19 protein-coding genes are annotated in these 18,264 nt (G+C 67.2%); 8 read left to right on the top strand and 11 right to left on the bottom strand.

All coding sequences use genetic code 11. The features are described from left to right. Nucleotide 1: 1 nt before the first annotated feature. From GPA27_RS08665 to ndk, 7 genes are all read right to left on the bottom strand, one after another. Nucleotides 2–649: a tetratricopeptide repeat protein gene (locus tag GPA27_RS08665; protein ID WP_169139535.1), complete on the bottom strand. Its 648-nt coding sequence runs from the start codon at nt 647–649 to the stop codon at nt 2–4. Beyond that, nucleotides 636–1,955 (bottom strand): histidine--tRNA ligase, encoded by a 1,320-nt coding sequence (gene hisS, locus GPA27_RS08670; RefSeq protein WP_169139537.1) that lies wholly within the window; start codon nt 1,953–1,955, stop codon nt 636–638. The genes GPA27_RS08665 and hisS overlap by 14 nt, the downstream gene beginning before the upstream one ends. Before the next feature lie 11 nt (nt 1,956–1,966). Next, the gene (gene ispG / locus GPA27_RS08675; RefSeq protein WP_169139539.1) at nt 1,967–3,223 is read right to left on the bottom strand and encodes a flavodoxin-dependent (E)-4-hydroxy-3-methylbut-2-enyl-diphosphate synthase; all 1,257 of its coding nucleotides are present in this window, start codon (nt 3,221–3,223) and stop codon (nt 1,967–1,969) included. Between the two features lie 6 nt (nt 3,224–3,229). Beyond that, entirely contained in the window at nt 3,230–4,216 is a 987-nt protein-coding gene (locus GPA27_RS08680; protein WP_256222861.1) for a RodZ domain-containing protein, read from the bottom strand. Continuing rightward, the gene (gene pilW, locus GPA27_RS08685; protein WP_169139541.1) at nt 4,213–5,013 is read right to left on the bottom strand and encodes a type IV pilus biogenesis/stability protein PilW; all 801 of its coding nucleotides are present in this window, start codon (nt 5,011–5,013) and stop codon (nt 4,213–4,215) included. The genes GPA27_RS08680 and pilW overlap by 4 nt, the downstream gene beginning before the upstream one ends. Next, a complete protein-coding gene (gene rlmN, locus GPA27_RS08690) occupies nt 5,010–6,143 on the bottom strand; it encodes a dual-specificity RNA methyltransferase RlmN (protein ID WP_169139543.1) in 1,134 nt (377 codons plus the stop codon). The genes pilW and rlmN overlap by 4 nt, the downstream gene beginning before the upstream one ends. 85 nt (nt 6,144–6,228) lie before the next feature. Then, nucleotides 6,229–6,654, bottom strand: a complete 426-nt coding sequence (ndk, locus tag GPA27_RS08695; RefSeq protein WP_169139545.1) for a nucleoside-diphosphate kinase — start codon at nt 6,652–6,654, stop codon at nt 6,229–6,231. Between the two features lie 213 nt (nt 6,655–6,867). On the opposite strand from ndk, the gene nifA reads away from it, so the two are divergent. Further along, complete coding sequence (gene nifA / locus GPA27_RS08700) at nt 6,868–8,505, top strand: nif-specific transcriptional activator NifA (protein ID WP_169139547.1); 1,638 nt, start codon at nt 6,868–6,870, stop codon at nt 8,503–8,505. A 113-nt stretch (nt 8,506–8,618) separates the two neighbouring features. Here nifA and GPA27_RS08705 read toward each other — a convergent pair whose 3' ends face one another. After that, a complete protein-coding gene (locus GPA27_RS08705) occupies nt 8,619–9,188 on the bottom strand; it encodes a hypothetical protein (RefSeq protein WP_169139549.1) in 570 nt (189 codons plus the stop codon). 224 nt (nt 9,189–9,412) lie between these two features. Between GPA27_RS08705 and GPA27_RS08710 the strand changes: the two genes are divergently transcribed. The 5 genes from GPA27_RS08710 (at nt 9,413) to nifT (ending at nt 13,552) form a co-directional block, all read left to right on the top strand. Then, entirely contained in the window at nt 9,413–10,891 is a 1,479-nt protein-coding gene (locus tag GPA27_RS08710; RefSeq protein ID WP_169139551.1) for a GGDEF domain-containing protein, read from the top strand. Nucleotides 10,892–11,087: 196 nt separating this feature from the next. Beyond that, the gene (gene nifB, locus GPA27_RS08715) at nt 11,088–12,596 is read left to right on the top strand and encodes a nitrogenase cofactor biosynthesis protein NifB (protein WP_169139553.1); all 1,509 of its coding nucleotides are present in this window, start codon (nt 11,088–11,090) and stop codon (nt 12,594–12,596) included. 12 nt (nt 12,597–12,608) lie between these two features. Further along, the gene (locus tag GPA27_RS08720) at nt 12,609–13,001 is read left to right on the top strand and encodes a HesB/IscA family protein (RefSeq protein WP_169139555.1); all 393 of its coding nucleotides are present in this window, start codon (nt 12,609–12,611) and stop codon (nt 12,999–13,001) included. A gap of 9 nt (nt 13,002–13,010) precedes the next feature. Next, nucleotides 13,011–13,343: a nitrogen fixation protein NifZ gene (locus tag GPA27_RS08725; RefSeq protein ID WP_211164898.1), complete on the top strand. Its 333-nt coding sequence runs from the start codon at nt 13,011–13,013 to the stop codon at nt 13,341–13,343. Then, nucleotides 13,340–13,552, top strand: coding sequence for a putative nitrogen fixation protein NifT (nifT, locus tag GPA27_RS08730; RefSeq protein WP_076601592.1), 213 nt, complete (start codon nt 13,340–13,342; stop codon nt 13,550–13,552). The genes GPA27_RS08725 and nifT overlap by 4 nt, the downstream gene beginning before the upstream one ends. Nucleotides 13,553–13,555: 3 nt before the next feature. On the opposite strand, the gene draG is transcribed toward nifT, so the two are convergent. The 3 genes from draG to GPA27_RS08745 are packed head-to-tail and all read right to left on the bottom strand — an operon-like array spanning nt 13,556 to nt 15,490. After that, nucleotides 13,556–14,458, bottom strand: coding sequence for an ADP-ribosyl-[dinitrogen reductase] hydrolase (gene draG, locus GPA27_RS08735; RefSeq protein ID WP_169139557.1), 903 nt, complete (start codon nt 14,456–14,458; stop codon nt 13,556–13,558). Then, nucleotides 14,455–15,309 carry an NAD(+)--dinitrogen-reductase ADP-D-ribosyltransferase gene (locus GPA27_RS08740; protein ID WP_256222862.1) on the bottom strand — a complete coding sequence of 285 codons (855 nt, stop codon included), beginning with the start codon at nt 15,307–15,309 and terminating at the stop codon, nt 14,455–14,457. The genes draG and GPA27_RS08740 overlap by 4 nt, the downstream gene beginning before the upstream one ends. Continuing rightward, nucleotides 15,284–15,490, bottom strand: coding sequence for an FmdB family zinc ribbon protein (locus GPA27_RS08745; protein ID WP_169139559.1), 207 nt, complete (start codon nt 15,488–15,490; stop codon nt 15,284–15,286). The genes GPA27_RS08740 and GPA27_RS08745 overlap by 26 nt, the downstream gene beginning before the upstream one ends. Before the next feature lie 425 nt (nt 15,491–15,915). Here GPA27_RS08745 and nifH point away from each other — a divergent pair, with 425 nt between their 5' ends. Both nifH and nifD read left to right on the top strand, forming a co-directional pair. Then, complete coding sequence (gene nifH, locus GPA27_RS08750) at nt 15,916–16,788, top strand: nitrogenase iron protein (RefSeq protein WP_169139560.1); 873 nt, start codon at nt 15,916–15,918, stop codon at nt 16,786–16,788. Between the two features lie 26 nt (nt 16,789–16,814). After that, nucleotides 16,815–18,260 carry a nitrogenase molybdenum-iron protein alpha chain gene (nifD, locus tag GPA27_RS08755; RefSeq protein ID WP_169139561.1) on the top strand — a complete coding sequence of 482 codons (1,446 nt, stop codon included), beginning with the start codon at nt 16,815–16,817 and terminating at the stop codon, nt 18,258–18,260. The last annotated feature ends 4 nt before the right edge of the window (nt 18,261–18,264 follow it).

Genomic DNA, 18,264 nt, shown 5'->3' on the forward strand with positions numbered 1-18,264 from the left:
ATCAGCTCTCCAGGGCCTGCTGCTTGACGCGAATGACTTCGCGCAGGGTTTCGCTGCCGTCGGCACCTTCCGCGGCCAGCGCATCGAGTGCAGCCTGATAGGCGCTGCGGGCCTCGGCGGGCTTGCCGCTCGCTGCCAGCACGTCGCCGCGCAGGTCTTCGAAACGCGCCTTCAGGGCCGGGGCGGGAGCATTCGTGAGCTGCGCGAGCGCCTGATCGAAAGCGCCTTCATCGAGCAGCAGGGCAGCCAGGCGCAGGCGGGCGATGTCCTTCAACGCGGGATCGCTGCCCTTGGCGAGCAGCCATTCGAGCTGGGCGCGCGCGTTCTTCGCATCGCCCTTCTCGACCTGCACGCCGGCCGAGGCCAGTGCAGCCATTTCCGCATACGCCGTCGAGGGGAATTTTTCGATGAGCTGCCCGGCCGCTTCACGCGTCTTCTGCGCGTCGCCGTTCATCACCGCCTGTTCGAGCGCGAAGTACAGCGCACCGGCATCGCTGGCCTGACGGTTCTTGTAGTACTGGAAGCCCTGCCAGCCGACCGAGGCCAGCGCGGCAGCCACGGCGATCGCAGTCACCAAATTGCCGTACCGGACCCACCAGGCCTTCAGTTCGGAAATCTGTTCCTGCTCTTCGAGGTCATACACTGCCATCGTTTTCCTCTTCTTCTTCAGTAAATAGGCATTCGGCGACGACATCGCCGAGGACTTCGAGGGCGACGCGCTGCTGGCCGCCGGGGCCGCGCAGGGGCTTCAGGCCGACCTCGCCCGCCGCGGCCTCGTCGTCGCCGATGACGACGGCGAGCTGCGCGCCGCTGGCGTCAGCCTTCTTCATCTGCGACTTGAAGCTGCCGCCGCCGCAGTGCGTGAGCACCGCGAAACCGTAGCCGCGCAGCGCTTCGGCGGCGCGGAAGGCAAGGCGCTGGGCCTGTTCGCCGAGATGCACGACATACACGTCGGGCAGCGCACGCTCGACCTCGCCGCCGCCGTCGCGCCACAGGGCCAGCAGGCGCTCGACGCCCATCGCGAAGCCGGCCGCCGGCGCAGGCTTGCCGCCGAGCTGCTCCACCAATCCGTCGTAGCGGCCGCCCGCGCACACCGTGCCCTGGGCGCCGAGCCGCGTCGTGACCCATTCGAACACGGTGCGGTTGTAGTAGTCGAGGCCGCGCACGAGACGCGGGTTGATGCGGTACGGGATGCCGGCGTCCTTGAGCAGGGCCTGCACGCCGTCGAAGTGCCGGAGCGAGTCATCGCCGAGGAAGTCGATCAGCCGCGGCGCCGCTTCGACGAGTTCCTGCAGGTCGGGGTTCTTGGTGTCGAGGATGCGCAGCGGGTTGGTGTGCAGGCGGCGCTTGCCGTCCTCGTCGAGACGTTCCTGGTGCGCGGACAGGTAGGCGATCAGCTCGGCGCGGTGGCGCGCACGCTCCTCGCTGGAGCCCAGCGAGTTGAGTTCGAGCCTGACGTCCTCGAGGCCGAGGTCGTCCCACAGGCGCGCGCACATCAGGATGTGCTCGGCGTCGATGTCGGGACCGTCGAAGCCCAGAGCCTCGACGCCGATCTGGTGGAACTGGCGATAACGGCCCTTCTGCGGGCGCTCGTGGCGGAACATCGGCCCGTGGTAGTAGAGGCGCTGGGCGCCCGTCGCGAGCATCTTGTGCTGGATCGCGGCGCGCACGCAGGACGCGGTACCTTCGGGGCGCAGCGTCAGGAGCTCGCCGTTGAGGGCATCCTCGAAGGAGTACATCTCCTTCTCGACGATGTCGGTGACTTCGCCGATGGCGCGCTTGAACAGCGGCGTCGGTTCGACGATGGGCATGCGGATCGGGCGGTAGCCGTAGCTGCGCAGCCAGTCGCGCACGATGTCTTCGAAGTGTTCCCAGGCCTCGGCGTCGTCGGGCAGGATGTCGTTCATCCCGCGCACGGCCTGCAGTGTCTGAATTACTGTTTTCTTTTCGCTCATGGCTGGACGGCTCAGGCCGCCTTTTTTGTGTATTTGGTCGCGACGTAGTTGTCGATGATCGCAATGAATTCGGCCGCGATGTTATCCCCGCGCAGCGTAACCGTTTTTTCGCCATCGACGAACACGGGCGCCGCGGGGGTCTCGCCGGTACCGGGCAGCGAGATGCCGATGTTGGCGTGCTTGCTCTCGCCCGGGCCGTTGACGACGCAGCCCATGACGGCGAGGGTCATGTTCTCGACGCCGTCGTATTGGTCGCGCCACGCGGGCATCTGCTCGCGCACGTAGGTCTGGATGGTCGACGCGAGCTCCTGGAAGAAGGTGCTGGTCGTGCGGCCGCAGCCGGGGCAGGCGGTGACCATCGGCGTGAACGCGCGCAGGCCCATGGTCTGCAGGATTTCCTGCGCGACGACGACTTCCTGCGTGCGGCTGCCGTTGGGTTCAGGCGTGAGCGAGATGCGGATGGTGTCGCCGATCCCTTCCTGCAGCAGCACCGCGAGCGCGGCGGTCGAGGCGACGATGCCCTTGGAACCCATGCCAGCCTCGGTCAGGCCCAGATGCAGCGGGTAGTCGCAGCGACGCGCCATCTCGCGATACACGGCGATCAGGTCCTGCACGCTCGACACCTTCGCGGACAGGATGATGCGGTCGCCGCCGAGGCCGTATTCCTCGGCCTTGGCCGCGGATTCGAGTGCGGAGACGACGAGCGCTTCGCGCATCACCGCGCCGGCATCGCGCGGCTCGGCGAGCTTGGCGTTGTGGTCCATGACGCGCGCGAGCACGGACTGGTCGAGGCTGCCCCAGTTCACGCCGATGCGCACGGGCTTGTCGTACTTGCAGGCGAGTTCGACGATCGCCGCGAACTGCGGGTCGCGCTTGACGCCCGCGCCGACATTGCCCGGGTTGATGCGCAGCTTCGCGAGCGCTTCGGCGCACGCGGGGAAGTCGGTGAGGAGCTTGTGGCCGTTGTAGTGGAAGTCGCCGACGAGCGGGACGTCCATGTTCAGCGCCAGCAGACGGTCGCGGATGTGCGGGACGGCCTTGGCGGCAGCTTCGTTATTGACGGTGATGCGCACCAGTTCGGAACCCGCGCGTGCGAGTTCGGCAACCTGCATCGCGGTGCCGAGGACATCCGCGGTATCGGTATTGGTCATCGACTGCACGACGACGGGTGCGTCGGCACCGATCAGCACGCGCCCGACGCGGACTTGGCGCGTACGGTGCCGCGGCAGGGGGCCGGCGTGATTGTCGGGGGTGGGGGTTGTAGCCAATTCAGCTCACTCCAGGGTGAATCTAGCGACGCTGACGCGCACGTGAGGCTTCATGTCGTACGGCTTGCCGCGATAGTCGAGAGACACCTGCCTGGCGTTGCCGACGACCAGCGCGAAGGGCGGCTTGCCCTGCACGGTGCGCGAACTGCCGGCGCCATTGACGCCCGAATAGACGATGGACCCGCGCGCATCGCGCACCTCGATCCAGGATTCGCCTTCGAAACGGAACACGATATGTTCGACGCCCTCGGCGGCGGGTAGCGCCGCCTGAGTGGCAGCAATTGGCGGCACCACCGCCGGCGGGACGGCCGTGGCGGCAGCGGGGACCGGCGCAAGCGCAGCGGACGGGGGCGCCGCCGGAGCCTGCACCGCCGCGGTTTCCGGCGCAGGCGCGGCAGACGTAGCCGGAGCAGCGACCGGAAGCGAAGGCACGACGCCGCTCGCGGCGAGCGCGGACTCCGACACCTGACCTTGCGGCGCCGCAGCGACGCTGGTCACGGCGGGGGCCGCCTGCGTCGCCGGTTCGACGACGGTTTCCGTGACTTCGGCGGTCTCCGCGGGCATGCGGAACCAGTCGAAGTACCAGCCCACCAGCACCACGAGCAGAAGCGCGCCGGCGATCAGTCCCGCAGGGATTTGCACCGCGCGCCCGCCGCTGCCGCTGGGCATGACGCCTACGGCGTTCGACACCGGCGCGAGTTCGAGAACGCGCGGGGCGACTTCGGCATCGAAGGCCGCGAGCACGGTCGCCGCATCGACACCGAGGTAGCGGGCGTAGTTGCGCAGGAAGCCGCGCGCGAACGCGGCGCCGGGCAGGAGGTCGAGCCGCCCCGCCTCCATCGCCTCGATCTGCCGGCTGGTCAGCTTGAGGGAATGCGCGACGTCGCTCGTCGTTTCGCCACGGGCTTCGCGCAACTGCCGAAGTTGCGCGCCCATCTCGGCAGCGAGGTCGGTCGATGCCGCCCCCTGCTGGTCCAGATGCACTTCTGTCACTCGTAATTTCCCTGAATCATCGTCCGGTATTCGGCACTGTCGGCGAAGCGGCCGCGCAGCTGCGCCGCGTAGCTGGCTTCGGCGTCACGGTTGCCCTGGCGGCGCGCGGTGCGCAGCCCCAGCCACACCGATTGCGGCGTCGGCTCGCCCTGCTGATGCAGGTCGACCAGCAGCGCGCTTGCGACGTCGTAGGCGCCGCGCCGGTAGGAGATGCCGGCGAGCTGATACATCGCCTGACGGTTCGCCGGGTCGGCCTGCAAAGCGCGGCGGAATTCCGCCTCCGCGGCCACATCGTTGTTCTGGCGCAGCTGGCACAGGCCGGCGTTGGTGTAGGGCCGGGTCGGGGTGCGGTAGTACGGGTTGCGCGCCGACGAGGCAAGTCGCGCCAGGCCGTCCTGCACATTTCCGTTGATGCACTGGAACCAGCCGAAACTGTTGTTGAATTCGGGGTCGTTCGGCGCGGCCTCGAGTGCGCGCAGGAAGTGCTCGCGCGCCGCGCTGGCGTCGTCGATGGCCATGTACACCAGCCCCATCAGGTGATAGGCCGGCGCGTAATTGGACTGGCTCTGCAGCGCGATGCGCGCTTCATCGAGCGCGACGGCGTAGTTGCCGAGCTGCAGGTAGGCCACGCCCAGTTCGACGTGCACCTTGGCCGTTGCCTCACCCTTGCCCGACACCGGCATGTCCGCCACGGGACGATCCGCGAGCGGCGTGCCGGCGGCGTTCATGGTGGCGTTGCAGCCGGCGAGCGCCAGCGCGAACAGCGGAAGCGACAGCTTCACGAAGAGCCGGGTCATGCACGATCCTCCATCGGTTTGACAAGGCGAACGGTGCGACGCGTGCGATCCTGGACCTGCCCCGCGAGCTGGCCGCAGGCGGCATTGACGTCGTCGCCACGGGTCTTGCGGGTCGTCGTGACGATGCCCGCGTCGATCAGGATACCTGCAAAGCGGCGTATGCGTTCGGGCTGGGAACGACCGAAACCCGAGTTGGGGAAGGGGTTGAACGGGATCAGGTTGAACTTGCACGGCACGTCGCGCACGAGGGCGACGAGCGCGCGCGCATGCGCGTCGGAGTCGTTCACGCCGTCGAGCATGACGTATTCGAAGGTGACGAAGTCGCGCGGGGCGCGCTCGAGGTAACGCCGGCACGCGGCCATCAGCTCGCGCAGCGGGTACTTCTGGTTGATCGGCACGAGGCGGTCGCGCAGCGCGTCGTCGGGGGCGTGCAGCGACACGGCGAGCGCGACCGGACATTCGTCGCGCAGGCGGTCCATCGCCGGCACGATGCCGGAGGTCGACACGGTGACGCGGCGGCGCGACAGGCCGTAGGCGTGGTCGTCGAGCATCAGGCGCAGCGCGGTGACGACATTGTCGAAGTTGGCGAGCGGCTCGCCCATGCCCATCATGACGACGTTGCTGATGACGCGGCCGTTATCCGCGTCGCCCTCGGCGTCCTTGGCCCCGGCCGGCGTCGACGTGCCGCCCAGCAGTTTGTTCGCGAGCCACAACTGGCCGATGATCTCGGCCGCCGACAGGTTGCGGTTGAAGCCCTGCTTGCCGGTCGAGCAGAAGGCGCAGTCGAGCGCGCAGCCGGCCTGCGACGAGATGCACAGGGTGCCGCGGTTGGTCTCGGGGATGAACACAGCCTCGACCGCGTTCGCATTGCCTACGTCGAGCAGCCACTTGCGCGTGCCGTCTTCCGACACGCTGTCACGGATGGCCTGCGGCGGGCGGACGCACACCTCCTGGGCGAGCTTCGCGCGCAGGCTCTTCGCGACGTCGGTCATGTTGTCGAAATCGGTTTCGCCGAAGCGGTGCATCCAGCGCATCACCTGACGCGCACGGAAGGGCTTCTCGCCGCGCTCGGCAAACCAGGCGACGAGGCCGTCGACGTCGAAATCGAGCAGATTGACCGGTGTTTCCATGTGTTTCCTGTACTGCCCTCAAAATGCAATCGGCCCGCGTTGCACGAAGTGCGCGGGCCGATCCGCGGGCGTAGCCCTGAGAGGCTTAGCGGGCGTAAACGTTCATTCCCGGGAAGAAGAACGAGACTTCGACCGCGGCGGTTTCGGGCGCATCCGAACCATGGACGGCGTTGGCGTCGATCGAATCGGCGAAGTCGGCGCGGATGGTGCCGGCGGCAGCCTTCTTCGGGTCGGTGGCGCCCATCAGGTCACGGTTCTTGGTGATTGCGTTCTCGCCTTCCAGGACCTGAATCATCACCGGGCCGGAGATCATGAAGGACACCAGATCCTTGAAGAAGGGGCGTTCCTTGTGCACGGCGTAGAACTGGCCGGCCTCGCGCTCGGACAGGTGCACCATCTTCGAGGCGACGATCTTGAGACCCGCATCTTCGAAGCGCTGGTAGATCTTGCCGATCACGTTCTTGGCGACGGCGTCGGGCTTGATGATGGACAGGGTGCGTTCGATAGCCATTTGAAAAAACTCCGGTTTGAATCGGTCAGCGAAAAATTGGGCGCAAAAAGCGTAGCTCGTGATTCTAGCAGTTTTTCTTGACAGACTCCCAGCGCGGCGACAACCACACGCGAGCCGCAGCACCTCGCCGGGCGTGTATCTTTTGCGCCGCAGCAAACGTGGTGCGGTTCTTGCGGAAGACCATGCATCAAACATGGAAATACAGGTTCCGCCATGACGCACTCCGGCCATCATCGCCGCACATCCGACATCGATCTGCTGACAATTTACGAGATCAGCAAGGTTCTGACCTCATCGCTCGACTTCAGGCAGTGCGTGCAGAGCGTGCTGCGCCTGCTGCTGACGCAGCTCCACATGCGCCACGCGCTGGTCGGTCTGGTGCAGACGGACGAGCAGTTGCACATTCTTGGTGCAGCGGGCGTGCCGTGGCCGATGAGCGAGGCGCCCATCCTCGACCCCGGCGTAGGGGTGATCTCGAAGGTGATCCGCAGCGGCTCGCCGATCGTGATCCCGGACATCGCCGCGGACACGAACTTCACCAACCGCACCGGGCGCGACCCACAGCAGCTCGCAGGGGTTTCCTACGTCGTGGTGCCGCTGAAGCTCGACCGCGAGGTGATCGGCATCCTCTCGGCCGACCGCCATCCCGACGCCGAGCTGCCGGTCAACTTCGAGCGCGACGTGCGCATCCTGTCGCTGGTCGCGAACCTGCTGGCGCAGACCTACCGTCTGCACCAGTCGGTGGCGGCGGACCGGCAGGTGCTGATCGAGGAGTCCGCCCGTCTGCAGAAGCAGCTGCAGGGGAGCTACGACATCGAGAACGTGGTCGGGCGCTCGAAGCGCATGAAGGAGGTGTTCGCGGACGTGCATCAGGCGGCGCCATCGGGGGCGACGGTGCTGTTGCGCGGGGAGTCGGGCACCGGCAAGGAGGCGATCGCGCATGCGATCCATTACCTGTCGCCGCGGGCGAAAGGCCCGTTCGTGAAGCTGAACTGTGCGGCGCTGCCGGAAACGCTGCTGGAGTCGGAGCTCTTCGGCCACGAGAAGGGGGCGTTCACCGGCGCGACCTCGGAGCGCAAGGGGCGTTTCGAGTTGGCGAAGGGTGGCACGATCTTCCTCGACGAGATCGGCGACATCTCTCCGGCCTTCCAGGCAAAGTTGCTGCGCGTGCTGCAGGAGCAGGAGTTCGAGCGCGTCGGAGGCAACAAGACGTTGCGCGCCGATGTGCGGCTGGTGGCGGCGACGAACCGCAACCTGGAGGAGATGGTGCAGAAGAACGAGTTCCGCGCCGACCTGTATTTCCGCCTGAATGTGGTGACGATCTTCATGCCGTCGTTGCGTGAGCGCAAGGATGATATCCCGCTGCTGGTGGACTTCTTCCTCGACCGCTTCAATCGCGAGAACCGCCGCCAGCTGACGATGACGCCGGGGGCGCTGGAGATCCTGATGCAGTGCAACTGGCCGGGCAACGTGCGCGAGTTGGAGAACTGCATCCAGCGCGCGGCGACGATGACGCGCTCGAGCACGATTCGCGAGGTGGATATGCGCTGCCAGAAGGGGCAGTGCTTCTCGGCAGTGCTGCTGGAGAGCGCGCAGTCGCGGGCGTGCTTCCCGATGATCGGGATGCCGGCGCGCGGCCTTGCCCCCACGCGCACGGCGCCCGTCCCGCCGGCCGAGGCGGACAACGAGGGCGCGGCCGCCCGGGCGCCGGCCAGCGAGCGCGAGCGCTTGGTCGATGCGATGGAACGCTGCGGCTGGGTGCAGGCGAAGGCCGCACGGATGCTGGGGCTCACGCCGCGGCAGATCGGCTACGCGCTGCGCAAGTACAACGTGGAGGTGAAGCAGCTTTGATGGCGCCCGTGCTGCGAATACGCGCCGGCGGGGTGGGCTGCCGGGCAGGCGCTCACGGACAGCCCGACAGCCCACCCCACCGGCGCTCGGACGGGTTGAGGCGAAAGGGCCGCTCACACCGGCCGGTTGTCGGCGACCTTCACCGGCCCCATCTCGGCCAGTGCCTGCGCGTACTCGGCGCGCGGGAAACCGCCGCCCACCTTCGCCGCGGAGTCGACGATCGCGTCGATCTTGGCCTCGGAGGACATCTTCTTGAGGTCGCCCTTTTCGAGGTACAGGAGGTCGAGGAGCTCGTTGTAGACGGTCGCTTCGTCGAGGGGGAGGACGTGGTAGCTGACACCGTCGATGTCGAGCAGGTATTTCTTCGAGATGTCGACGTTGCCCGCGAAGACGAAATACTTGCCGGTCGGCACGAGTGCGGCGCCGAAGGTGGCGCGAACCTCGTCGAGGTGGGCGAGCGAATCGACGTGCAGGGCGAGGAAGCTCACCGTCTCGCCTTCGACCGCGAGGATGACCTGGTCGGCCTTGATTTCGGGCGGGCGTTTTTCGCCGGCGACCGAAGGCGGGAACTTGAGCCCGAGTTCGCCGCGGAAGCCGTAGCGGGCGGTCTTGCCGGTGGGGCCGGAGAAGGTCGGGGACAGGAGCTTGCCGTCGAGCGCGGCGAACAGGGCGGGATGAGTCATGGCAGGGCCTCGCGTGGTGATTGATCGGGCTCGTTCAGCGAGAACCATGCCACCGGTTCCTTTCCGCGTAGCTGCCGCACTCGCGCCCGGCACATCGCGGATTTGTCGCGACAATGTGCGGTATCTGACAGACAGTGTGCGATTGGAACCCCAATGGGTAATGCCGCAGCTGACAGGGGAGATCTCCATGTGACAATGAGTGGCTGTCTGACGAGCCTGTAACGATGCCGACTCCCGCCCGCCCGGACGACCCGATCCTCCCGAACGTGCCGCGCCAGCGCGTCCTCTTCGTCGCGACGATGGCGATCATGGTGCTGGCCGGGCTGTTCGGGTGGTACGGCATTGCCGACCGCCGCACGATCATGGACGAGGGCATCGAGGCAGCCGAGCAGATGGCGAGCCAGACCGCGCTGATCGCCGCGGGGACGCTGGAGTCGGGCGAGCAGTTGCTGCACGCGATGGAGTTGCTCGTGAAGCCGCCAGTCGCCGCCGGCCGCCCCGATCCCGAAGCGGTACGCGCGGCGCTGCTGGACCTGCGCAACGCCGCGCCGCACCTCATGGATCTGCTGATCCTGTCGGGCGATGGACGGATCGTACACTGGACGGGCTCGGGCACGCCTCCGTCCGTCGCGGAGCGCGAGTATTTCACCGCTCACCTGCGGTCCGGCAGCCCGCTCTACGTCGGCCCGCCGCAACTGTCGAAGGTGCATGCCGGTCGGTGGTTCTTCGCATTGAGCGAAGCCCTGCGTGACCCGGCGGGCGGACTCGCCAATGTCCTCGTCGTGATCATCGACGTCGACCTGCTGCGCGAGCGGCTGACGCTGCGCAACCCGCGCCGCGGTGTCAGCCAGGCGCTGCTCAGCGAGGACGCCCGCGTGTATTCGCGCACGCCCGATCACGAACGCCACGTGGGCAAGCAGTTGCCGCTCTCGGCCGAACGCAGCGCGGTGTCGGCCGGCAATCCCTATGCGAGCACGGTGACCGTGTCGCCACTCGACGGGCAGGAGCGCATCGTCGCCTACCAGCACCTGCGCCGCTACCCGATGGTGGCCGCGGCGACGCTGCCGGTCGCCGAGCTTCTCGCGCCGTGGCGCAAGCGACTGACCATCGTGTGCTTCCTGTGGCTGGCGCTGAGCGCGGCCATCGTCGCGATCGCCCGGCGCGCGGCGACGATCAGCCGCATGCAGCGGGAGCAGGCGAGCCTCGACGGACTCACCGGGGTGCATAACCGGCGCTCGATCATGGCGCACGCGGACGAGTTCGGGCGCGTGCTCGATCGCAGAGGCGAACTGTCGATGCTGATGATCGACATCGACCACTTCAAGGAGATCAACGACACCTACGGCCATCTGGCCGGCGACGACGCGATCCGCCGCATTTCGCAACTGCTGCGCGACGAGGTGCGCGGAAGCGACGTCGTCGGGCGCTACGGCGGCGAGGAGTTCCTCGTCCTGATGCCCGACACCGGCACGGAGGGGGCGACCCACGTGGCGGAGAAGCTGCGGGCAGCGGTCGCGACGCAAGTGACGGCGCCCAGGCCGGTCACGATCAGCGTCGGGGTCGCGACGAGTGCGCGCGGCGAGCGCTCGCTCGAGCCCACGCTGACGCGCGCCGATGCCGCGCTGTACGAGGCGAAGCAGGCGGGCCGCAATTGCGTGCGCGTCGCCCAGGCCCCGGCCGAACCCGCAGGGACCACGGGCTGAGCGGCCGGCGGGGTGCGAGTGTCGCGCTTGCGCCGCGATTGTCCCGAACCGTACACAGGTCCGGCCGGGCCACACACCCTAAACATATCGTTACCAATCAACGCACTAGAGCAACAAGGCACGGATGGCACGGGCATTGCAGTGAGGGTATCGATGGCGCAGCCGCGCCGACCCCATATGCCCGAGGGAGAATGCCATGCCTGCGCCCCTGCCGTCCGCTTCGCCGTCGCCAGCAACCCCTGCCCGCCGCGTGATCCCGTTGGCGCCGACCGGCGCCGCGGGGCGCGGCAGCACCTGCGGGACGGCGACCAAGGGCGGTTGCGGTTCGGGTAGTTCCGCCGGCCTGCCCCAGCACATCCGCGACCGGGTGCACGACCACCCCTGCTATAGCGCGGAAGCGCACCACCACTTCGCGCGCATGCATGTCGCCGTCGCCCCCGGCTGCAACATCCAGTGCAACTATTGCAACCGCAAGTACGACTGTGCGAACGAGAGTCGGCCGGGAGTGGTGTCGGAGAAGCTGACGCCGGAACTGGCGGCGAAAAAGGTGCTCGCGGTGGCGGCACGCATCCCGCAGTTGTCCGTCGTCGGAGTGGCGGGACCGGGCGACGCGCTGGCGATCCCGGAGAGGACCTTCCGCACCTTCGAGCTGATCAAGGAGGCGGCGCCCGACATCCGGCTGTGCCTGTCGACCAACGGGCTGGCCCTGCCCGACCACGTCGAGCGCATCAAGGCGTTGGGCGTGGACCACGTGACGATCACGATCAACATGATCGACCCGGAGGTCGGCGCGCACATCTATCCGTGGATCTTCTTCGACCACAAGCGCCGGCGCGGGCTGGAGGCGGCGCGCATCCTGCATGAGCGCCAGATGCTGGGGCTGGAGATGCTCGTCGCCGCCGACGTGCTGGTGAAGGTGAACTCGGTGATGATCCCGGGGATCAACGACCGCCACCTTGCCGAGGTGAACGAGGCGGTGAAGTCGCGCGGGGCCTTCCTGCACAACATCATGCCGCTGATCTCGGACCCGGCGCACGGCACGCATTTCGGCCTGACGGGGCAGCGCGGGCCGACGCCGGCCGAGCTGAAGGCGCTGCAGGATGCGTGCGAGGGCGAGATGCAGATGATGCGCCACTGCCGCCAGTGCCGAGCCGATGCGGTCGGGATGCTGGGCGAGGACCGCGGCGCGGAGTTCACGTCGCAGAACATCGACGCGATGGCGGCCGGGGTCGATGCAGCGGCTGTCGCCGAGTCGCGCGCGGCCTATCGCAGCTTCGTCGAGCGCGAGCGCGCCGATCAGATCGAGGCGGCGGATGCGGCCAGGTCCCAGCTCAGCACGACGGCCGAGACGCGGCTGGTGGCGGTCGCGACCAAGGGGTCGGGGCGGATCAACCAGCACTTCGGCCACGCCGAGGAATTCCAGGTGTACGAGGTGTCGGCCACCGGCGCGAAGTTCGTCGGCCATCGCAAGGTGTCGCTGTACTGCCAGGGCGGCTATGACGATGACGAGGCGCTGCCGGGCATCGTCGAGGCGCTCGCGGGCTGCGGCGCGGTGTTCGTCGCGAAGATCGGCCACTGTCCGCGCAAGGACCTCGCGACGGCGGGCATCGTCGCGGTCGAGGACTACGCGCACGAATACATCGAGGCCTCGCTGATCGACTGGTTCGCAAAGTCGGTCGCGGGCGCCGCCACCATCGCAGCCTGAGGAGGAATGACCATGTGCGTGACCCTGACCCCCGCCGCCGCCGGCTTCATGAAGCGCATCGTGCGCTTCGGCGGCGGCAGCGCCGACAGCGGCTTCCGGCTGTCCGTGAAGCCCGGCGGCTGTTCGGGCTTCGATTCGAGCTTCACGGTCGAGACCGCACCGGCCGCGGGCGACGCGGTGATCGAGCAGCTCGGCGTGCGCCTGTTCCTGACTGAGGACAGTTGCGCGCTACTGCGCGGCTACACGGTGGATTTCACCGAGAACAGCGTGGACAGCCGCCTGAGCTACCACAAGGAGGGCGCGGCGGAGGGCTGCGGCTGCGGCTCGGGGACCGGCGCGCAGGCGCCCGGCGCCGCGGTCGCGGTGAAATTCTTCAAGCCCGGCAGCAGCTGCACCAAGGCATAGGAGGGAATCATGTTCGCGCGCGATTCGGACATCGTCGAACTCGACGGGCAGCCGGCCTTCGACTACGGCGAGAAGGTCATCTCGCGGAAGAACGTCAGGAACGACGGCACCTTCCACGGCCGCGAGATCGGCGACGTGCTGGTAAAGAAGGGCGACGTCGGCTACGTGAAGAGCATAGGCACCTTCCTGCAGCAGTTCTACATCTACGGCATCGACTTCGTCGACCTGGGCTACGTGGTGGGCATGAAGGGGCGCGAATTGCGCTCGCTCGATGCGCCCTCCTCCGGCACCTGCGACGAGGACGATGAGCTCCATTTCGACGAAGAGGAAACGATGCGATGAAAGTCACCGTGCGCAAGGAAGCGGCCGGCCACTATTCGATCTACGTGGCGAAGAAGGATCTCGAGGCGCGCATCGTGAGCGCCGAGCAGCCGGCGATCTGGGGCGGCAAGGTGGAGCTCGATAACGGCTGGACGCTGGAGATGCCGGCGATGGCAGCCGACACGCGCCTGCCCATCACGGTCGAGGCGAGACGGCTGGGCGAGGGCTGAGCTTCAGGCACTCCCGAGCGCGAGCAGGCCGTCGACCTGCCGCACGATCGCGTCGCGCACGTCGCGGTCCAGCCGCTTGATCCAGCGGCCCGGGATCGCGTCCACGCCGTAGTGCGCCCCCGCCAGCATGCCGGCGATCGCGCCGGTGGTGTCGGCGTCGCCGCCGCAGTTGACGGTGCGGATCAGGCAGGATTCGAAGCTGTCGGTGGCGAAGAAGGCGTGCAGCACCGTCTGCACGGTGTCGACGACGTAGCCGGTCGCGCGCTTCGGGTAGGGGTCGAAGCGGAACGGGCGGTGCGCCTCGACCAGCGCCTTCGCTTTCGCACGCAGCTTGGCGAGATTGTCGCGCCAGTCGCCGCCATACAGGAGATCGGCGAGCATGCGGGCGACGCACAGCGTCGCGGCGTCGGACAGCGGATGGTTGTGCGTGACGTGCGCCTGCGCGACCGAGCAATGCTCGAGGAGCGCCGCGTCGCGGAAGGCGTACAGCACCGCGGGGAGGTTGCGCATCAGCGCGCCGTTGCCGGCGTCCCCGTCCGAAAACGGCGATTCGAGCGACCCGTCGCGCCCGTAGCGCACGAGGCCGCGGCGGCAGGTGTTGCCGACGTCGATCGGTTTCGACTTCAGCCACACGAGCCAGTGCGTGGCGATGTTCGTCAGGTTCCACCCGCCGGATTCCAGGATCGCAGCACCGAGCGCGAGCGACATCTGCGTGTCGTCCGTGACCTGTCCGGCTTTCAACCTGAGCCAGCCGCCACCAACGATGTCGCGCAGCTCTCCGTACTGGTGGCGAATCTCGGAAGGCGTCAGGAATTCGACCGTGGCGCCCAGCGCGTCGCCGACGGCAAGGCCCAGGTAGGCGCCCAGGGCGCGTTCGTGCAGGGTCGGACCCGACTCGTTCGTCATAGGACCGCCATCCTGACACCATAGTCGCCGCCGAGCACCAGCATTTCGCCCTCGCCGCGCAGCAGCGGACCCGGCATCAGCTCGTTGCAGTACACGACCTTGCACAGCGGCACCTCGACTTCGAGGATGGTGTCGCCGAACTGGTCGGCGATGTCGCGCCGTGTCGTGAACGAGACAAGATTGTTGTGCCGCGCGATGGCCTCGCGTGCGCGGCCGGACCTGCCGTCGGCGCGCGGCAGCCAGGCGACGACCTGGTGCTCGGCGAAGTCGTTCACGCCGCGGTACAGCGTGAGGTGGCGCCGGCCGGGGTAGAGCCAGCGGCGGAACGTGTGCTGCGCGTACTCGTACAGCAGGTCGAGCTGCGCGTGGATGCAGTTGTTGTGGAAGCGCGCGTTCATCTTTTCCTCGACGTACGCCATCCACGCCTCCGACGGGTAGCGCCCGAGGGGCCGCTTGTGGAAGGTCGGATGCAGACCGAAGCGCGACTCCGCCCAGCCCTTGAGCACCGCCCCTTCGCGGCCGTTGGCGTCGAAACCCCAGCCGCGCAGCAGGCGCAGGTAGCTCGCGCGGTAGCGCTTGCGCCCCGCGGCGTCGCGCTCGCCGGGCAGGTCCAGTTCGAACACGGTGCGCATGTAGATCTGGAAGGCGAGCACGGCCTCGTCGGCGCTCGTCGCGTCGTCGAGCATCGCGAACAGCGCGCGGTTGGTTTCGCGCACGCCGTGGATGTGCAGCGGCAGCGGATGGGCGTTGAACGCGACGCTCGCGACGAGCCCGGTCGGGATGCCGACGAGGTTGGTCGAGTGGCCGTACGCGGCGGCGCCGGGCTCAGTAGTTGCTGAAATGGCCTTCACGCCTTGCCTGCGCACGCGCCTGCTTCACCAGTTCGCCCGACTGCGGCGGCGCGGCGGGCGCGGACACCTGTTTTTCCAGCGTGGAGCCGCCACAGCGCGGGCAGTGCGGCGTCTGGCTCGTGCGCACGAGCAGCTCGAAGGTCTTGGCGCAGGCGGGACAGCGGTAATCGAAGATCGGCATGGGGCCTCCGTGAAAGTCGGTTCGATTCACCTCACATGCAAAAAGGATGCCGTTGTGCGAGCATTTCCCGTAGGGCGGAAGAAGCGCAGCGCATCCCGCCAATCCAGCCGGCCAGCGGAACTCCGCCTGCCGCGCGGCGGGATCCGCCTTCGGCTCCTCCCGCCCTTCGCAATGTGGCCTCGGGCGTCTGGCAGGAGTCGGACGGGCCTCACCGCGACATGCCGATGTCCGACACCCGCCGCGTCCTTGTCGCGTTGCCGACAGCTCCGGCGCCGCTCCTGCAGCCCTCCTCTACCAACCTGGAACCCTTGCTGCGACAGGCTTTCGTGACTTTTTGCCGCCACTGGCACAGCCCTTGCCATAGGAGAAGCGTTCCGGTTCGCCGGGTGTGAAAGCAGGACTCACTTTTCTTGAGGAGAAATGAAATGTCCCTTCGTCAAATCGCGTTCTACGGAAAGGGTGGCATCGGCAAATCGACCACATCGCAGAACACCCTCGCCGCGCTGGCCGAGATGGGCCAGAAGATCCTGATCGTCGGCTGCGACCCGAAAGCCGACTCGACCCGCCTGATCCTGCACGCCAAGGCGCAGGACACGGTGCTGTCGCTCGCCGCCGACGCCGGCTCGGTGGAGGACCTCGAGCTCGAGGACGTGCTGCGCGTCGGTTACCGCGACATCCGCTGCGTCGAGTCGGGCGGCCCGGAACCCGGCGTCGGCTGCGCCGGCCGCGGCGTCATCACCGCGATCAACTTCCTCGAAGAGAACGGCGCCTATGACGGCGTGGATTACGTCTCCTACGACGTGCTCGGCGACGTCGTGTGCGGCGGCTTCGCGATGCCGATCCGCGAGAACAAGGCGCAGGAGATCTACATCGTGATGTCGGGCGAGATGATGGCGATGTATGCCGCGAACAACATCTCGAAAGGCATCCTGAAGTACGCCAATGCCGGTGGCGTGCGCCTGGGCGGCCTGATCTGCAACGAACGCCAGACCGACAAGGAATGGGATCTCGCCGACGCACTGGCGAAGAAGCTCGGCACCTCGCTGATCCACTTCGTGCCGCGCGACAACGTCGTGCAGCACGCCGAACTGCGCCGCATGACCGTGCTGGAGTATGACCCCGAGTCGAAGCAGGCCGCCGAGTACCGCCAGCTGGCGCAAAAGATCCACGCCAACAAGGGCAACGGCACGATCCCGACGCCGATCAGCATGGAAGAGCTGGAAGACCTGCTGCTCGAGTTCGGCATCATGCAGAAGGAAGACGACAGCATCGTCGGCAAGGCCAAGGCCGTCGCCTGAGCCCCCCCGCGCATAGGAGAACCATTATGAGTGCGGTACTGGACGACAAGACGCGCAACAAGGCGTTGATCAACGAGGTGCTCGAGGTCTACCCCGAGAAGGCGGCGAAGAAGCGCGCCAAGCACCTCAACGTGTATGAGGAAGGCAAGCCCGACTGCGGCGTCAAGTCCAACATCAAGTCCCTGCCGGGCGTGATGACGATCCGCGGCTGTGCCTACGCCGGCTCGAAGGGCGTGGTGTGGGGCCCGATCAAGGACATGGTGCATGTCAGCCACGGCCCGGTCGGCTGCGGCCAGTACTCGTGGTCCACGCGCCGCAACTACTACAACGGCACGACCGGGGTGGATGCCTTCGGCGCGATGCAGATCACGTCCGACTTCCAGGAGAAGGACATCGTCTTCGGCGGCGACAAGAAGCTCGACAAGGTGGTTGACGAGATCACCCAGGTCTTCCCGCTTGCGAAGGGCATCTCGGTGCAGTCCGAGTGCCCGATCGGCCTGATCGGCGACGACATCGAGGCCGTGTCGAAGAAGAAGTCCAAGGAAGTGAACCTGCCGATGGTGCCGGTGCGTTGTGAAGGCTTCCGCGGCGTGTCGCAGTCGCTCGGCCACCACATCGCCAACGACGCGATCCGCGACTGGGTGTTCGACAAGGCGGACTACGAGAAGCCGTTCGAATCGACGCCCTACGACGTCGTGCTGATGGCCGACTACAACATCGGCGGCGACGCGTGGAGCTCGCGCATCCTGCTCGAAGAGATGGGCCTGCGCGTGATCGGCCAGGGCACCGGCGACGCGACGCTCAAGGAAATCGAGATGATGCCGCGCGCGAAGCTGCTGCTGCTGCACTGCTACCGCTCGATGAACTACATCGCCCGCCACGTCGAGGAAAAGTACGGCGTGCCCTGGTTCGAGTACAACCTCTTCGGGCCGACCAAGATCGCCGAATCACTGCGCGGCATCGCCGCGTTCTTCGACGACACGATCAAGGAGAAGGCCGAGCAGGTCATCGCCAAGTACACCGCGCTGTCGCAGGCGGTCATCGACAAGTACAAGCCGCGCCTCGCGGGCAAGAAGGTGATGCTGTATGTGGGCGGCCTGCGCCCGCGTCACGTCGTCGGCGCGTACGAGGACCTGGGCATGGAAGTGTGCGGCACCGGCTACGAGTTCGGCCACGGCGACGACTACCAGCGCACGACCCACTACGTGAAGGACGGCACGCTGATCTACGACGACGTCACCAGCTTCGAGCTGGAGAAGTTCGCCGAGAAGATCCGCCCCGACCTGATGGCCTCCGGCGTCAAGGAAAAGTACATCTTCCAGAAGATGGGCATCCCCTTCCGCCAGATGCACTCGTGGGACTACTCCGGCCCGTATCACGGCTACGACGGCTTCGCCATCTTCGCCCGTGACATGGACATGGCGATCAACTCGCCGGTTTGGGGCATGACCAAGGCCCCCTGGAAGAAATAAGGAG

The sequence above is a fragment of the Aromatoleum toluolicum genome (genome assembly GCF_012911005.2).
In the GTDB taxonomy this organism is placed as follows: Bacteria; Pseudomonadota; Gammaproteobacteria; order Burkholderiales; family Rhodocyclaceae; genus Aromatoleum; species Aromatoleum toluolicum.

Excerpts from the sequence above, each read along its gene's own strand:
- GPA27_RS08665 (WP_169139535.1), bottom strand. The coding sequence starts at position 649 with ATGGCAGTGTATGACCTCGAAGAGCAGGAACAGATTTCCGAACTGAAG.
- hisS (WP_169139537.1), bottom strand. The coding sequence starts at position 1,955 with ATGAGCGAAAAGAAAACAGTAATTCAGACACTGCAGGCCGTGCGCGGG.
- pilW (WP_169139541.1), bottom strand. The coding sequence starts at position 5,013 with ATGACCCGGCTCTTCGTGAAGCTGTCGCTTCCGCTGTTCGCGCTGGCG.
- rlmN (WP_169139543.1), bottom strand. The coding sequence starts at position 6,143 with ATGGAAACACCGGTCAATCTGCTCGATTTCGACGTCGACGGCCTCGTC.
- ndk (WP_169139545.1), bottom strand. The coding sequence starts at position 6,654 with ATGGCTATCGAACGCACCCTGTCCATCATCAAGCCCGACGCCGTCGCC.
- nifA (WP_169139547.1), top strand. The coding sequence starts at position 6,868 with ATGACGCACTCCGGCCATCATCGCCGCACATCCGACATCGATCTGCTG.
- GPA27_RS08705 (WP_169139549.1), bottom strand. The coding sequence starts at position 9,188 with ATGACTCATCCCGCCCTGTTCGCCGCGCTCGACGGCAAGCTCCTGTCC.
- GPA27_RS08710 (WP_169139551.1), top strand. The coding sequence starts at position 9,413 with ATGCCGACTCCCGCCCGCCCGGACGACCCGATCCTCCCGAACGTGCCG.
- nifB (WP_169139553.1), top strand. The coding sequence starts at position 11,088 with ATGCCTGCGCCCCTGCCGTCCGCTTCGCCGTCGCCAGCAACCCCTGCC.
- GPA27_RS08720 (WP_169139555.1), top strand. The coding sequence starts at position 12,609 with ATGTGCGTGACCCTGACCCCCGCCGCCGCCGGCTTCATGAAGCGCATC.
- GPA27_RS08725 (WP_211164898.1), top strand. The coding sequence starts at position 13,011 with ATGTTCGCGCGCGATTCGGACATCGTCGAACTCGACGGGCAGCCGGCC.
- nifT (WP_076601592.1), top strand. The coding sequence starts at position 13,340 with ATGAAAGTCACCGTGCGCAAGGAAGCGGCCGGCCACTATTCGATCTAC.
- draG (WP_169139557.1), bottom strand. The coding sequence starts at position 14,458 with ATGACGAACGAGTCGGGTCCGACCCTGCACGAACGCGCCCTGGGCGCC.
- GPA27_RS08745 (WP_169139559.1), bottom strand. The coding sequence starts at position 15,490 with ATGCCGATCTTCGATTACCGCTGTCCCGCCTGCGCCAAGACCTTCGAG.
- nifH (WP_169139560.1), top strand. The coding sequence starts at position 15,916 with ATGTCCCTTCGTCAAATCGCGTTCTACGGAAAGGGTGGCATCGGCAAA.
- nifD (WP_169139561.1), top strand. The coding sequence starts at position 16,815 with ATGAGTGCGGTACTGGACGACAAGACGCGCAACAAGGCGTTGATCAAC.